Origin of the sequence: Brevibacillus brevis (genome assembly GCF_001039275.2) — a bacterium.
GTDB lineage: Bacteria > Bacillota > Bacilli > Brevibacillales > Brevibacillaceae > Brevibacillus > Brevibacillus brevis_C.
In genome coordinates this window covers 3801927-3816047 of record NZ_CP030117.1, presented here as the reverse complement: position 1 = coordinate 3816047, position 14121 = coordinate 3801927, and the positions used below count along the sequence as shown (strand labels likewise).

The 14121-nt window shown below is 46.2% G+C and carries 16 protein-coding genes; all 16 read left to right on the top strand.

The window, feature by feature from the left end; translation table 11 throughout:
- The first annotated feature begins 55 nt into the window (after positions 1-55).
- Positions 56-997 carry a tyrosine recombinase XerC gene (gene xerC, locus AB432_RS18100; RefSeq protein ID WP_047067930.1) on the top strand — a complete coding sequence of 314 codons (942 nt, stop codon included), beginning with the start codon at positions 56-58 and terminating at the stop codon, positions 995-997.
- A 15-nt stretch (positions 998-1012) separates the two neighbouring features.
- Positions 1013-1555, top strand: coding sequence for an ATP-dependent protease subunit HslV (gene hslV / locus AB432_RS18095; protein ID WP_015891764.1), 543 nt, complete (start codon positions 1013-1015; stop codon positions 1553-1555).
- A 20-nt stretch (positions 1556-1575) separates the two neighbouring features.
- Positions 1576-2973: an ATP-dependent protease ATPase subunit HslU gene (gene hslU / locus AB432_RS18090; RefSeq protein WP_304650854.1), complete on the top strand. Its 1398-nt coding sequence runs from the start codon at positions 1576-1578 to the stop codon at positions 2971-2973.
- 40 nt (positions 2974-3013) lie between these two features.
- Positions 3014-3793: a GTP-sensing pleiotropic transcriptional regulator CodY gene (gene codY / locus AB432_RS18085; RefSeq protein WP_048033461.1), complete on the top strand. Its 780-nt coding sequence runs from the start codon at positions 3014-3016 to the stop codon at positions 3791-3793.
- A gap of 372 nt (positions 3794-4165) precedes the next feature.
- Positions 4166-4579 (top strand): flagellar basal body rod protein FlgB, encoded by a 414-nt coding sequence (gene flgB / locus AB432_RS18080; protein WP_017249334.1) that lies wholly within the window; start codon positions 4166-4168, stop codon positions 4577-4579.
- A gap of 2 nt (positions 4580-4581) precedes the next feature.
- Positions 4582-5040 (top strand): flagellar basal body rod protein FlgC, encoded by a 459-nt coding sequence (flgC, locus tag AB432_RS18075; RefSeq protein ID WP_048033460.1) that lies wholly within the window; start codon positions 4582-4584, stop codon positions 5038-5040.
- 18 nt (positions 5041-5058) lie between these two features.
- A complete protein-coding gene (fliE, locus tag AB432_RS18070; protein WP_048033459.1) occupies positions 5059-5355 on the top strand; it encodes a flagellar hook-basal body complex protein FliE in 297 nt (98 codons plus the stop codon).
- Between the two features lie 30 nt (positions 5356-5385).
- Positions 5386-6975, top strand: coding sequence for a flagellar basal-body MS-ring/collar protein FliF (gene fliF, locus AB432_RS18065; RefSeq protein ID WP_048033458.1), 1590 nt, complete (start codon positions 5386-5388; stop codon positions 6973-6975).
- A gap of 12 nt (positions 6976-6987) precedes the next feature.
- Entirely contained in the window at positions 6988-8001 is a 1014-nt protein-coding gene (fliG, locus tag AB432_RS18060) for a flagellar motor switch protein FliG (protein ID WP_007719331.1), read from the top strand.
- Entirely contained in the window at positions 7985-8803 is an 819-nt protein-coding gene (locus tag AB432_RS18055) for a FliH/SctL family protein (protein WP_048033457.1), read from the top strand. The genes fliG and AB432_RS18055 overlap by 17 nt, the downstream gene beginning before the upstream one ends.
- Entirely contained in the window at positions 8800-10119 is a 1320-nt protein-coding gene (gene fliI / locus AB432_RS18050; protein ID WP_048033456.1) for a flagellar protein export ATPase FliI, read from the top strand. Before AB432_RS18055 ends, fliI begins: the two co-directional genes overlap by 4 nt.
- Before the next feature lies 1 nt (position 10120).
- Positions 10121-10567 carry a flagellar export protein FliJ gene (gene fliJ, locus AB432_RS18045; protein WP_048033455.1) on the top strand — a complete coding sequence of 149 codons (447 nt, stop codon included), beginning with the start codon at positions 10121-10123 and terminating at the stop codon, positions 10565-10567.
- Positions 10568-10579: 12 nt separating this feature from the next.
- Positions 10580-11482, top strand: a complete 903-nt coding sequence (locus AB432_RS18040; protein ID WP_048033454.1) for a MotE family protein — start codon at positions 10580-10582, stop codon at positions 11480-11482.
- Between the two features lie 61 nt (positions 11483-11543).
- Positions 11544-12767: a flagellar hook-length control protein FliK gene (locus AB432_RS18035; protein WP_048033453.1), complete on the top strand. Its 1224-nt coding sequence runs from the start codon at positions 11544-11546 to the stop codon at positions 12765-12767.
- A 24-nt stretch (positions 12768-12791) separates the two neighbouring features.
- Complete coding sequence (locus AB432_RS18030; protein WP_048033452.1) at positions 12792-13187, top strand: TIGR02530 family flagellar biosynthesis protein; 396 nt, start codon at positions 12792-12794, stop codon at positions 13185-13187.
- A 101-nt stretch (positions 13188-13288) separates the two neighbouring features.
- On the top strand, positions 13289-14107 hold the full coding sequence (gene flgG, locus AB432_RS18025) for a flagellar basal body rod protein FlgG (RefSeq protein WP_048033451.1): 819 nt from the start codon (positions 13289-13291) through the stop codon (positions 14105-14107).
- Positions 14108-14121 lie beyond the last annotated feature (14 nt).

The following is a 14121-nucleotide window of genomic DNA, read 5'->3' as shown; positions in this document are numbered from 1 at the left end:
TATCCGATTTTCGTCTGTGTTACTATATAGGTGCTTCGAGGAGGGTGCATCCCGTATGGACATTTCGCAACAAAATTCTGCGGATATTGAGATGTTTACCCGCTATTTGCGAGTTGAAAAAAACGCCTCTCCTCATACGGTGAAGCAGTATGTGGCAGATATCAGCGAATTTGTCTCCTTTATGGAACAGCACCAAATCACCGTATTTGCTGCTGTTTCTTATTTGCATGGTCGCTCCTTTCTCGCGCAATTGGCTGGCAGGGGGCTTTCCCGGCGAAGTATTGCCCGCAAGCTATCCAGTTTGCGTAGCTTGTACCGATTTCTGTTGCGTGAAGGTCAACTGGAACAGAATCCATTTCAATTAGTCTCCACTCCCAAAATGGAGAAGAAACTTCCTTCCTTTTTATATCCGCAAGAAGTTCAAGCTTTTTTCGATCTGCCTGATACCACCACTCCATTGGGAATTCGTGATCGGCTGATTTTTGAACTGTTGTATGCAAGCGGCATGCGTGTTACGGAGCTTACCACTTTATCTGTGAATGATGTGAATCCGAGCATGGGAGTCGCCTTGGTTTATGGAAAAGGAGCGAAAGAACGGTATGTGCCGGTTGGTAGTTATGCCTGCGACGTTCTTCGGCAATACCTAGAATATGGAAGAGAAAAACTGTTGGCTGGAAAAGTAGAACACGGCAATTTGCTGGTTAACTATCGGGGAGAACCGTTATCCGACCGCAGTGTTCGTCGGATTGTAGACAAATACGTAGATACGTACGCTCTTCAATTGCGGGTTTCACCACATACCTTTCGTCATACGTTTGCGACCCATATGTTGAACGGCGGAGCTGATCTGCGTACCGTGCAAGAATTACTGGGACACGTCAATGTTTCGACGACACAGGTGTACACCCATGTGACCAAAGAGCGACTTCGGCATGTATATGACACCGCTCACCCACGAGCAAACCCGGGCAATACAGGTTCCGCCAATCGGACATAACGGGAGGAATCAGTGATGGAACAGTTTCACGCAACAACCATATTTGCTGTACAGCACAATGGGTCTGTAGCGATGGCCGGAGATGGTCAGGTTACTTTTGGCAACAGCATGGTAATGAAGCACGGTGCCAAAAAAGTAAGACGTCTATATCGCGGCGAAGTTTTAGCAGGATTCGCTGGCTCTGTTGCTGATGCTATTACGCTTTTTGAGAAGTTTGAAGGAAAGCTGGAGGAGTATCACGGCAATCTGCAGCGTGCTGCTGTAGAGCTGGCGAAAGAGTGGCGCATGGATAAAATTTTGCGTCGTTTGGAAGCAATGATGATTGTTGCCAATAAGGAGCATTTGTTGCTTATCTCCGGAAATGGCGAAATCATTGAGCCTGATGATGGGATTCTTGCAATTGGTTCTGGCGGTAGCTTTGCCCTTGCAGCAGGTCGTGCATTGAAGACATATGCGCCTCATCTCGGCGCACGTGAAATTGCGGAAGCATCGCTTCGTACCGCTGCTGAAATTTGCGTGTTCACAAACAACAATCTTGTTGTGGATGAGTTGAATTGAGCGAAAGGGAGGAACCTACTGTGCTGAATCTTGAGCAATTAACCCCGCGTAAGATCGTAGAGCATTTGGATAAATACATTGTCGGGCAGGCACAAGCCAAGAAAGCCATTGCTGTAGCGCTTCGCAACCGCTATCGTCGCAGTCGTTTGCCAGAGCAAATGATTGAAGAGGTTGTTCCAAAAAACATCTTGATGATCGGACCTACTGGTGTTGGAAAAACGGAAATTGCACGTCGGATTGCCAAACTGACAGGTGCTCCTTTTATTAAAGTAGAAGCAACGAAGTTTACGGAAGTCGGTTATGTAGGACGAGATGTGGAATCGATGGTCCGTGATCTGGTGGAAGCTTCTATCCGTACGGTCAAACAGGAAAAAGTAGAGTCGGTGAAAGAGAAAGCCGAGAAGCTTGCGAATGAAGCGATTGTGAACGTACTCGTTCCATCCCGCAAGCAGTCGAACTCGTTCAAAAATCCGTTGGAGATGTTCTTCGGTGGACAGCAGCAACAGCAGCAGGATACCTCTGATCAAGAAGAAGTGTCGATCCAGCAGCAACGTAGACAAATCATGTGGCAATTGACGAATGGCCAGTTAGAAGAGCAAATGATTGAGATTGAAGTCGAAGATCAATCACCTTCGATGTTTGACATGTTCCAGGTTCCGGGTACAGAACAAATGGGGATGCAAATGCAGGATATGCTCGGTAGCCTGATGCCTAAGCGGATGAAGAAACGAAAATTGCGAATAAAAGATGCGCGAAAGGTATTAATTCAGCAGGAAGCGCAAAAACTGGTGGATATGGACGAAGTTACGCAGGAGTCTATTCGTCGAGCTGAACAACACGGTATTATCTTCATTGACGAAATTGACAAGATTGCGGGTAAGGATGGGCGTGGCCCGGATGTATCCCGTGAAGGGGTCCAGCGTGATATTTTACCGATTGTGGAAGGCTCAACTGTCATGACCAAGTATGGTCCTGTCAAAACAGATTATGTTCTGTTTATCGCAGCTGGTGCTTTTCACATGGCTAAGCCATCAGATTTAATTCCTGAATTACAAGGCCGTTTTCCGATTCGGGTGGAGCTGACTAGCTTGCGCGTTGAAGATTTTGTCCGGATTTTGACTGAGCCTAAAAACGCGTTGCTTAAGCAGTACGTGGCCCTCTTGGAAACAGAAGGTGTGCGTGTTGAATTTACACCAGAAGCCATTCAGGAACTCGCTCGTCTCGCTGCTGAGGTCAATCAGAGCACAGATAACATTGGTGCTAGACGATTGCACACCATATTGGAGAAGCTACTGGAGGATCTCTCTTTTGAAGCCCCAGAAATCCACCTAGAAGTTGTACAGATTACCCCCGATTATGTCCAACAGAAATTAGGTACAATCGCGGGGAACAAAGACTTGAGTCAATATATTTTATAAACATTGGATAGGCAGCACATATAATTAGGAGGAAATACAGATGGATCTACTGTCAAAAACAAGAAGAATTAATCGCATGTTGCAAAAATCCGCGGGTCATGCCGTGAACTTCAATGAAATGTCCCAAGTTTTGAGTGACGTTATTGAAGCAAACACTTATGTTGTAAGCCGTAAAGGAAAACTTCTCGGCTATGCGATTCATCAAGAGATGGATAACAGCCGTATGCGCAAAATGCTGGAAGAGCGCCGTTTTCCAGAAGAGTACAGCATGGGGTTACTGAAAGTAGATGAAACATCTGCGAACCTGGATGTAGATAGCCCATACACCATTTTCCCAGTAGAAATGAAAGAAGTATTCCGCACAGGTTGGACGACGCTTGTTCCAATTATGGGTGGAGGAGATCGTCTCGGTACGCTGATTTTGGGTCGCATTAACGATCAATTTGTCGATGACGACCTGATCCTCGCAGAAGTAGGGGCAACTGTAGTAGGTATGGAAATCTTGCGCGAGCGTTCTGAAGCAATTGAAGAAGAAGCGCGCAGCAAAGCGGTTGTGCAAATGGCGATTGGTTCCCTCTCTTATAGTGAGTTGGAAGCAGTTGAACATATCTTTGAAGAACTCGAAGGAAAAGAAGGCTTGCTCGTAGCCTCCAAAATCGCCGATCGCGTAGGAATTACTCGCTCTGTAATTGTAAACGCACTGCGTAAGCTGGAGAGTGCGGGTGTTATCGAATCCCGTTCTTTGGGAATGAAAGGTACCTTCATTAAAGTGCTGAATGAAAAGCTGTTGCCTGAACTGGAGAAGCTCAAAACCTCGTAATGTACCTTGTTAAAAGTTACACGAAAGTAAACAAAAGGTGTAGCAACTCATGTTGCTGCACCTTTCTTCATGGGACTTTAGTCCTAGTTTTTTCAAAAAACGACACATTATTACCATAAATTATATATTGATTTTTTATGCATGCCTCGACTTCTGCGATGGTTTGAATATGGTTTCCTTGTAAAATGCAGTAAAAAAACAGGAAAGATAAGGGATTTAGTCCCATTGAATCATTTTGAAAAACGTCATGAAAAGGGGCTTTTTTGTCCAAATTGATTTTGCTATGATTGAATCGTATTAGGGTGTCGAAAATACAGGAAATATAGGTGGTTTTAGGGAAAAGAATTGACTCATATTGGGGGAGAAGGAAAAATGCTGGATAGTTATCATCTGCAGGTCCTGGAGAGATCACTCGACGCTGCAACATTGCGACATAGAACGATCGCAAACAACCTTGCCAACATAGACACCCCTCAATTCAAAAGTCAACAAGTCATCTTTGAGAGTTTTTTGCAAGATGAGTTGAACGCAAGAGCGGGAAATGGCAAGTTAGAAGCGTATCGGACCAATCAACGACACCTCCCGTTTGGAAATGTAGGGGGCGTTGCAGTACCACAGGTTGTGTCCAATCCGAATAACTTCATTCAGAACAGTGGCAATGATGTTGACTTGGAAACAGAAACAACAGAATTGGCCAAAAACCAAATTTGGTACAGCGGATTAACACAATTGACAGCAGGACATTTTCAAAAACTACGAAGTGTAATTGAGGGTGGAGGTAAATAAAGATGAGCTTGTTTCAGGGAATTAACACAAGTGCTTCTGCCTTAACAGCTAACCGCTTGCGATTGGATACGATTGCTTCCAACATTGCAAATGCGGAAACCACTCGAGCAAGCTTCGTAGATGGCGCCTGGCAGCCATATCGGAGGAAAATGGTGGAGTTGTCACCTCAAACAAATGGAACATTTGATAACTTCCTGCAAGCAGCCGTGGGGACGGTCACAGGAAGTCGAGGTGGACAAGGTGTGAAGGTCACAGCGATTCAAGAAGACAATACACCGTTTAAACGAGTATTTGATCCATCTCATCCAGATGCAGACCAAGACGGATATCTCTTGATGCCGAATGTCGACCCGATGAAAGAGATGGTGGACATGATCTCTGCATCAAGATCATACGAAGCCAACGTGACAGCATTGAACGCTTCCAAATCGATGATGCTAAAAGCATTGGAAATCAAGTAAAGCGGGTGACAGTAAGGAATGGAAATGAGTGCAATCTCCCAACTAACGCCAATTCGTACACCGAGTGTGAACAAGCCAACCCCAGCTGAAGTTTCCCAAGAATTCTCATCGTTTCTATCGGATGCCATGAATAAAGTGAATCAGGCGCAAGTAGAATCGTCGAATCTTGCCGACAGGTTTGCAGCGGGAGAAATCACCGACTTGCACCAATTGACTGTTGCAGGTCAAAAAGCTACCGTGATGCTACAGATGACTATGCAGGTCAGGAACAAGATGATTGAGTCTTATCAAGAAATCATGCGCATGTCGATTTGATCGTTGTTGGTATCCTTTGAGAGGTGAAACATGAACGAACGTTTAGCAGTATACAAAGACCAGATTACGTCAAAATGGAACCAATTTTCCAAGAAACAAAAATGGATGATTCTCGGTATTTCGCTCTTCCTCTTGATTTCTCTTGGTCTATACATATACATCGCTTCTCAGCCGGTGTACAAACCACTCTACAACCAAAAATTGAGTGAACAAGAAATCGGGACTATCAAGCAAGAGTTGGAAGCTTCACAAATCCCATATCGTATCACGGGGAATGGTACAAGTATCGAGGTTCCAGAAAAAATGGCACAAGATGTCATTGTCGATTTGGCTGCACAAGGTATTCCGAGTCAAGCAGGAATTAATGCGGAAATTTTCTCCAGTACCCTCGGAGTTACAGATCGTCAATTTGATGTCATGAAGAAAGAGGCTTTACAACAAGAGCTGCGGAAGATGCTGGAACGTGTAAAAGGCGTACGCTCCGCACAAGTAATGATTACATTGCCGCAGGAAAGCGTTTGGGTGACGGAGACTCCGGATACAGCGACGGCTTCCGTTATCGTCGATGTTGAACCTGGAACAACGCTTGATCAAAAGCAAATTAACTCGCTTTATCTGCTTGTTTCCCGAAGCGTTCCGAAATTGCCAATGGAAGCGATTGCGATTACAGACCAGTATTCCAATCCGCTTGAACGTTCCGAAGGCAATGAAAACGAAGGCACATTGAGTAGCTTTAAGCAACAGGAAACAATCAAAGCAGATGTTGAAAAGAAAATTCAACAAAACCTGTACAACTTGTTGGGTACGATCATGGGACGCGATAAAGTCATCGTCCATACGTTCATCAAAATGAACTTTGACAAAGAAAATCGCGTAGAGAACATAGTCGAGGCACCTGACAAAGAGAATAACGAAGGACTTATCATTTCTTCTCAAAAATTATCAAAAGCCTTCTCTGGACAAGGTCAACCTCCAGGGGGGATTGCAGGAACCAATAACAATGCAGTTACGAACTACCCGGGAGCTACCCCGCAAGGAAGTAACAGTCAATACGAAGAGTTGAATGATACGATTAACCGTGAAGTAAATCGCATCACACGAAATGTTACATCAAGCCCGTACAAGATCGAAGACATCACAATCAACGTGGGTGTAGAACCGCCGGATGGTGGAACGTTGGATGCGGCTACGCTTGAGAGCATCAAACAAGTGTTGCGCAATGTTGTTCGTGTCACTTTAAGTGATCAGGCTTCTGATTTAACGGATGCTGAGTTGGACAAGCATATCTCTGTACTCCCTCGTCAGTTCTCAGGAAAAGCTGAGATTGAGGATTCCAGTGCACTAAGTCCTGCTGTTCTTTGGACAGTTGGTGGTATTGCAGTCCTGGCACTTGCTGCTGTTGCCTTCCTCGTTTATCGCAGACGCAGTCAAGCGAAGCAACAACAAGAAGAAGAGGAATTGCCAGACTTGCTGACACCGTTAAACGCGGCCGAAATACCAGACTTGATTTACCAAGAAGATGGAGACCAGGTAGTGGTCAGAAAGCAACTTGAAAAATTGGCGCGAAGCAAACCAGATGAGTTTGTTGTTCTGCTTCGTACTTGGTTAGCAGAAGATTAAGGAGTGAATGGTATGGCTCGCGGCGCTAAAGAGTTGTCAGGACGACAAAAAGCAGCTATCCTCCTCATCTCACTCGGGCCGGAAGTTTCTGCCCAGGTGTTCAAGCATTTGCGTGAGGATGAGATCGAGCAACTGACATTAGAAATCGCCAATGTGCGAAAAGTGGATACGGATGAAAAAGATAAAATTTTATCTGAATTTCACCAGATAGCAGTTGCCAAGGAGGTAATTGCACAGGGCGGGATTACATACGCCAAAGAAATTTTGCAAAAAGCTTTGGGTGAGACCAAAGCGATGGATATTATCAATCGCTTGACGGCAAACCTTCAAGTTCGACCGTTTGACTTTGCTAGGAAGGCCGACCCAGGTCAAATCCTTAACTTTATCCAAAATGAGCATCCGCAGACGATAGCTTTGGTGCTTTCTTATTTGGAAGCTCAACAAGCAGCCATGATTTTGTCCGCTCTTCCGCAAGAACGTCAAGCAGAGGTTGCGAAACGTATTGCGACTATGGACAGTACTTCACCGGAAGTAATTGCTCAAGTTGAACAGGTATTGGAGCAAAAGCTCTCTGCCACTGTTACCCAAGATTACACCCAGGCAGGCGGGATCGAAGCGATCGTGGCTGTACTCAACGGTGTCGATCGTGGAACCGAACGCACGATTCTGGATTCCCTCGAAATTCAAGATCCAGAGCTGGCAGAAGAAATCAAGAAGCGTATGTTCGTCTTCGAAGATATTGCAACACTCGACAACCGTTCGATTCAGCGCGTTATCCGCGATGTGGAAAATGCCGATCTGCAACTTTCTCTCAAAGTATCCAGCGAAGAAGTTCGGGAAGTTATTTTCCGGAACATGTCCAAACGGATGGCGGATACCTTCAAAGAAGAAATGGAGTTTATGGGCCCAGTTCGCCTTCGCGACGTCGAAGAGGCACAATCTCGTATCGTTGCAATTATCCGTCGCTTAGAGGAGGCTGGTGAGATCATCATCGCCCGCGGTGGAGGAGATGATATCATTGTCTAGGATCATCAAAAGCGCCAATTATCGGCCTTCTGAGGAATCTTTTCTCCTCTCGGTAACGCCTGTACCACTTAAGACGGAAGAAGTTGCCGAAAGGTTGCAAGAAAATCAAGAAATTTTAAATCAAGCTGAGATCGAAGCGAAAACGATCATCTCAGATGCAGAAGAGACCGCGCAAAACATCTTGCAGCAAACTGCCGAGCAAGCAGAGCAACTAAGACAAGAGACGCTTGCTCAGATGGACGAATGGTGGGAACAAAAGCGTCAGGAAGCTGCGCAACTGTTCCAACAAGTACAAGAGCAAGCATTGACGGAAGGGCAAGAGGCAGGATTTGAAGCGGGTAAACGTGAGGCGTACGAGGAGCAAACAGCTACACTCAGCCAAGCGAAAACCATTCTGGAACAGGCGTTTGCCGAGAAAAAACAGATTATAGCTGAAGCGGAGCCTTTCCTAGTGGAACTCAGCATGGAAATCGCAAAAAAAATCATTGGACAGGAATTGCAACAGCATCCCGAGCAGGTCCTGGAGATGACCAAAAAAGCACTCCGCCGCTCCCGTGTTCATGGCGAGATTACGGTGTGCGTCAACCATAAGAACTTCGAATATGTGCTCGAACATCGTGCTGGTTTTCTGGAATTGTTAGATGGACAAGCAGAGCTCTCCATTTATCCTGACTATACGGTACAAGATGATGGATGTGTCATCCGTACTGCTTTGGGAAGTGTCGATGCCCGCATTGATACACAAATGGAGGAGATTAAGCAGGCACTGCTTACGATTGCCAGAGGAAGTGAGGCTCCATGAGCATCCTAGATCTCTCGAAGTACAAGCACATGCTGCATAGCTTAGATCCGATGCGCGTGAATGGCAAAGTGACACAGGTTGTTGGACTCACTATTGAGTCGCAAGGGCCAGAAGTGAAATTAGGCGAGATATGCCATCTATATCCGGCTAACACAAAGGAACCGATCATCGCAGAAGTCGTTGGCTTTCGCGAAAACAAAGTGCTGTTAATGCCTTTAGGCGAATTGACCGAAATTGGTCCAGGTTGTGATGTGGTCGCGACAGGACGTTCGCTAGATGTAAAAGTTGGACCTGAAATATTGGGTTCGATCCTCGATGGACTGGGCCGACCCTATCAAGGTTCACTGCCATTTGGTCTGACGTCTTATCCTACGAACAATATGCCGCCAAATCCGATCCTTCGCCCGCGCATTCAAGAACCATTGAGTGTAGGTGTGAGAGCGATAGATGGTCTCCTTACCATTGGGAAAGGTCAGCGGGTCGGCATCTTCGCTGGATCAGGGGTTGGAAAAAGTACATTGATGGGAATGATCGCCCGAAATACTACGGCAGATATCAATGTCATTGGTCTTATTGGGGAACGTGGTCGTGAAGTCATGGAGTTTATCGAGCGCGATCTTGGGGAAGAAGGACTAAAGCGCTCTGTTGTTGTCGTAGCTACTTCCGATCAACCTGCCATGATTCGAATCAAGGGAGCAATGATTGCGACATCCATCGCGGAATATTTCCGCGATCGTGGAATGAATGTCATGCTCATGATGGACTCCGTCACCCGATTTGCCATGGCACAACGTGAGGTGGGCTTGGCAATCGGAGAACCGCCGGCTACACGTGGTTATACGCCATCAGTGTTTGCGATGCTGCCAAAGCTGATGGAGCGCGCAGGAACAGCGGATAAGGGGAGTATTACAGCCTTTTATACCGTACTGGTTGATTCTGACGACATGAACGATCCGATTGCGGATGCGGCGCGGGGGATTTTGGACGGTCACATCGTTCTTGACCGAAAAATCGCTCACAAAGGTCACTTTCCTGCCATTGATGTGATGGCGAGTGTAAGTCGTGTCATGAATGAAATCGTCGATAGTAACCATTTGGATGCTGCTCGTCAGCTGAAAAAGCATTTGGCTACGTTTCGTGAAGCAGAGGACCTCATCAATATTGGGGCGTACAAGCCAGGAAGCAACCGGGAAATCGATGCAGCCATTCGCTATCGAGATATCATTTCTGGTTTTACGGCACAAGGAACGCATGAGCCATCTACTTTGCAGGGCGCTATCCAAGCGTTGACAGCTCATTTCGGAGGAGTGAACTAACGTGCGAGTGTTCCAGTTTCATCTCCAAAAGGTTCTTGATTTAAAGGAAAAAGAAAAAGAACAAGCAGAGTGGGCTTTCGGAAAGTCGATCCAGCGTAAAAACGAAGAAGAGTGGAAGCTTTCTCAACTAACTGATCATCATGACGAGATGACGATGAAGCTCCAGGAAGTACAGATGCAGACATGCAGTGCTGCACAGCTCATTTCCATTACGCAATATCAGCAATCTGTTGCGAGATCCATTCAGAATCAGCAACGTACCTTGCATGGTTGTGAACAGGATGTGGAACGCTGTCAGTCACGATTGACGGAACGTATGAAAGAGTCCCAACTATGGCAACGCCTTCGGGAAAAGTCGCTCCACCAATTTCTGGACGACCAGAAGCAAAGAGAGCAAAAAGAATTGGATGAGATCGGTACGCAGCTCTATCTTCGCCGAAGTTACTGAGGGAGGTTCCAAATGGAAGAAATCCAAGAAGAACGGGAATACGGCAGGTGGGAATGGTTCTTTTATATGATTGTCATTCCTGCACTGTTTGCCAGCCTCCTTGGCGGTGTGCTCCTGAGCTTGCTCGGAGTAAATGTGTTAGGGAATGTTCTCCACTGGGCTAACTCCATACCGTACGTGGAAAAATTAGTCCCGGACGAATATGCGGCAACTCCCGACTCAGAAGAACAACCTGACATGGACAAACAAGTGGCAACCCTACAGCAAGATCATGCAAAAAACCAGCAGCAGATAAGCGCTTTACAAGAAGAGTCTGCAAAGAAAGACGCCACCATTGTGGCGCTTGAAAAACAGATCGATGATTTAAACAAGGCAATGGAAGATAAACGTGCTACTGAGGAAGAACGTCAGAAGCAGTTTGCAGATTTGGCGAAAGTGTATACAACCATGTCACCCAAAAATGCGGCGGCCATTATTGAAAATCTCAAGCTGGAAGAGTCAGTGACGGTTATGACCAAAATGAAACCTGCCCAGCAAGCTGACATTTTGGCAAAGATGGAACCGAAGAAAGCTGCCGATATTTCGATCTTGTTAAAAGATTCAGTAGTGAACAAAGATGATGACATTGCTGCTCTACAACAACGTGTAGATGTTCTTACAAAGGCGCTCAGCAATACGCGTGATGGGTCTGAATCGAATGAGGATCTAAAGAACACATTTACTCAGTTGCCTCCAGCGGATGCTGCCGCCATTATTCGTTCACTCATGAGTACTAACAAGGCTCAAGCCATTGCTTTAATGAAAGATTTGCCTGCGGATAAACGGGCACAAACTCTCTCAGCGATCGCCAATGACGACAAGAAAGAAAAAGACAATCTGGCGGCTCGCATCACGACAGAGTTGCTTCGAAAATAGATTGAGCAATCATCTGTTTTCGTTTCTATAAGCAACAAATCAAAAAGAGGAGGTGAACGAGATGAATGTAGCCAATTTGACTCCTGCCGTAGGATCAGCAGGATCTGTTACAGCTACACCTGTAGCAAATACGGGAGGAACTGGTTTAGGTCAAATGTTTTCCATGCAATTGATGCAGGTGTTGGATCAGGTGGGGAACGCAGAAGACACAATGGTTGCGCCAGAGGGTTTGAGTGAAGAGGAGATGCTAGCATTAGCTGAGCTCATGGCATTATTTGCTCAATTGCTTGGCTCTGGCCAAACTACGCAAGACGAATTACCGCCTGACGCCCAAGAAAAATTTGCAACTGCAATTGAACAACTTTTGGGTAAAGCGCAAGGAAATGCTGGGCAAGTGAGTGAGGACTTGAAGCAGATTCTAGCTAACCTGAAAAAAGGGGAAGCAACTCCGAACGACCTGGACAAACTGGCAGCTCTTCTCGAATCCCTGAAGAATCAAAAAGGAAATGCTGAGGAGTCAAAACGAAGTGGACTGAACTTGCGATCCGATGTGATGGCAAACATGAACACAACCCAACAGGACACGCTTAAGACGATTTCTCCACTGCGGTTGAATCAAGGTCTCTCGGCTTACAAGATAGAAGCTGGGATTCAGTCTCAGACAGTACAGTCTACCCTTCAAAGCGGCCTTTTGAATCAAGAGGGTGATGCACAAGAGGGCATGTTGAACGGAAATGGTCAGACACCGATTATTGCTTCATCTAATACGCAGACACAATCTGTACAGACCTTTCAGCAACAGTCGGTTCCGACACATCATGTGAACGCCAATCAACTGACACAGCAAGTCACTCAGCTTTTCGTGTCCAAGATGCACTTGACGCAAAATAATGGCGTACATGAGGCAAGGCTGATTCTGAATCCACAATCTTTGGGCCAAGTAGATGTCACGATTACTTCCCAAAATGGTGTGATTACAGCACAGTTCCATGCTGAAACACAGGCTGGAAAGGAAATGCTGGACAATCAGCTTCCGCAGCTTCGAGCTGCTTTGACCCAACAAGGCTTGCAGGTTGATCGCTTGGAGGTAAACCAGCAGCAGGATACAGCTTTTAACTTCCAACAGCAGCGTGAACAAGCACGACAACAGCAAGAGAATCGACAACAGCAAGAGAAAGACGAGCAAGAATTTGCTCTCGATGCCCTGGTTGACAGCAATGAATCAACAGAAGTGCTATGGAATCGATTGCGGGACACGGCTCGCGGCATTGACGACATCGTCTAGGATTGGATAGAAGGAGGAAGCGCCATGAACCATTTTCGTGTGGGGCAACCCTATTTTCCTCCGAAAACGAATCACGTCGCAAAAGCTACAACCCAAACTGCTCCGGGAAACAACACGTTATTTCAGCAGTATTTGACGGAATCGATTGGCGCTGCAACCAAATCGGAGCCACTTAGCTTTAGCCAGCATGCCGTCAATCGCTTGCAGGAGCGGGGCATTACGCTAGAAAGACAGCAGATGGAGCGTTTGGAATCCGCTGTGCAAAAAGCAGCCGCCAAAGGCGCCAGAGAGTCTCTCGTTATGATGGACAATGTGGCCTACGTCGTGAGCATCGTAAATCGGAAAATTATTACCGCCGTAGACGATGGTAGCATGAAGGACAACGTATTTACTAACATTGATAGTGCCATTTTCGTGTAGGTGGCTGTTCACTGGGCTGGACCTCCTTTTGAGGAAGCCCATTCGGTTACCGACTGACAGAGGTAGCCGCTCTAAATGAGAAGGTTAAGGAGGAAATAACTATGCTTCGCTCAATGTACTCAGGTATTTCAGGCATGCGTGGTTTTCAAACAAAACTGGACGTTATTGGTAACAATATCGCGAACGTAAACACAGTTGGCTTTAAAAAGGGTCGTGTGATGTTTCAAGATATTTTGAGCCAAAACGTTCAAGGAGCTGGTGCTCCTACAGATGGTGGTAAAGGCGGTACAAACCCGACGCAAATCGGTCTGGGTGCTTCCATTGCTTCGATTGATACGGTTTTCTCTGCTGGTAGCCCAATGACAACGAACCTGCCGACAGACCTTTCTATCGAAGGAGACGCGTTTTTCATGGTCAGTCCTGATGAAGGGGCAACCATTTATTACACGCGTGCAGGGAACTTCACTCGTGATGCCCAAGGTTTCTTGGTGAACTCCCAAGGGATGAAGTTGATGAACACTGACCCGGCTCCAATTCAAATCAACCAAGCAGATGGAATTGTTTCTTACTCCATTGGCAAAGATGGCGTAATTACGACTGTGGATGATACTGGAGCACTTGCTTCGGACAATACCATTGGCGTAATGACCTTCAACAACCCAAGTGGTTTGAAGAAGATCGGTAACAATCTCTACGAAAACACAGTGAACGCCGGTGCACGTGATGATGATCCAATGACTCCAGCTACTCCAGCAGATGCACGAATCAGCATCATCGCAGGACAACTGGAAATGTCAAACGTTGACCTTTCTGAAGAATTTACAGAAATGATCGTGGCACAACGCGGTTTCCAAGCAAACTCTAGGATCATCACGACATCTGACACAGTATTAGAAGAACTGGTGAACCTGAAACGATAATTTCGTTTAACGGA

Excerpts from the sequence above, each read along its gene's own strand:
- flgG (WP_048033451.1), top strand. The coding sequence starts at position 13,289 with ATGCTTCGCTCAATGTACTCAGGTATTTCAGGCATGCGTGGTTTTCAA.
- AB432_RS18030 (WP_048033452.1), top strand. The coding sequence starts at position 12,792 with ATGAACCATTTTCGTGTGGGGCAACCCTATTTTCCTCCGAAAACGAAT.
- fliE (WP_048033459.1), top strand. The coding sequence starts at position 5,059 with ATGGAAATGAGTGCAATCTCCCAACTAACGCCAATTCGTACACCGAGT.
- fliI (WP_048033456.1), top strand. The coding sequence starts at position 8,800 with ATGAGCATCCTAGATCTCTCGAAGTACAAGCACATGCTGCATAGCTTA.
- AB432_RS18035 (WP_048033453.1), top strand. The coding sequence starts at position 11,544 with ATGAATGTAGCCAATTTGACTCCTGCCGTAGGATCAGCAGGATCTGTT.
- flgC (WP_048033460.1), top strand. The coding sequence starts at position 4,582 with ATGAGCTTGTTTCAGGGAATTAACACAAGTGCTTCTGCCTTAACAGCT.
- fliF (WP_048033458.1), top strand. The coding sequence starts at position 5,386 with ATGAACGAACGTTTAGCAGTATACAAAGACCAGATTACGTCAAAATGG.
- hslV (WP_015891764.1), top strand. The coding sequence starts at position 1,013 with ATGGAACAGTTTCACGCAACAACCATATTTGCTGTACAGCACAATGGG.
- fliG (WP_007719331.1), top strand. The coding sequence starts at position 6,988 with ATGGCTCGCGGCGCTAAAGAGTTGTCAGGACGACAAAAAGCAGCTATC.
- xerC (WP_047067930.1), top strand. The coding sequence starts at position 56 with ATGGACATTTCGCAACAAAATTCTGCGGATATTGAGATGTTTACCCGC.
- codY (WP_048033461.1), top strand. The coding sequence starts at position 3,014 with ATGGATCTACTGTCAAAAACAAGAAGAATTAATCGCATGTTGCAAAAA.
- flgB (WP_017249334.1), top strand. The coding sequence starts at position 4,166 with ATGCTGGATAGTTATCATCTGCAGGTCCTGGAGAGATCACTCGACGCT.
- AB432_RS18040 (WP_048033454.1), top strand. The coding sequence starts at position 10,580 with ATGGAAGAAATCCAAGAAGAACGGGAATACGGCAGGTGGGAATGGTTC.
- AB432_RS18055 (WP_048033457.1), top strand. The coding sequence starts at position 7,985 with ATGATATCATTGTCTAGGATCATCAAAAGCGCCAATTATCGGCCTTCT.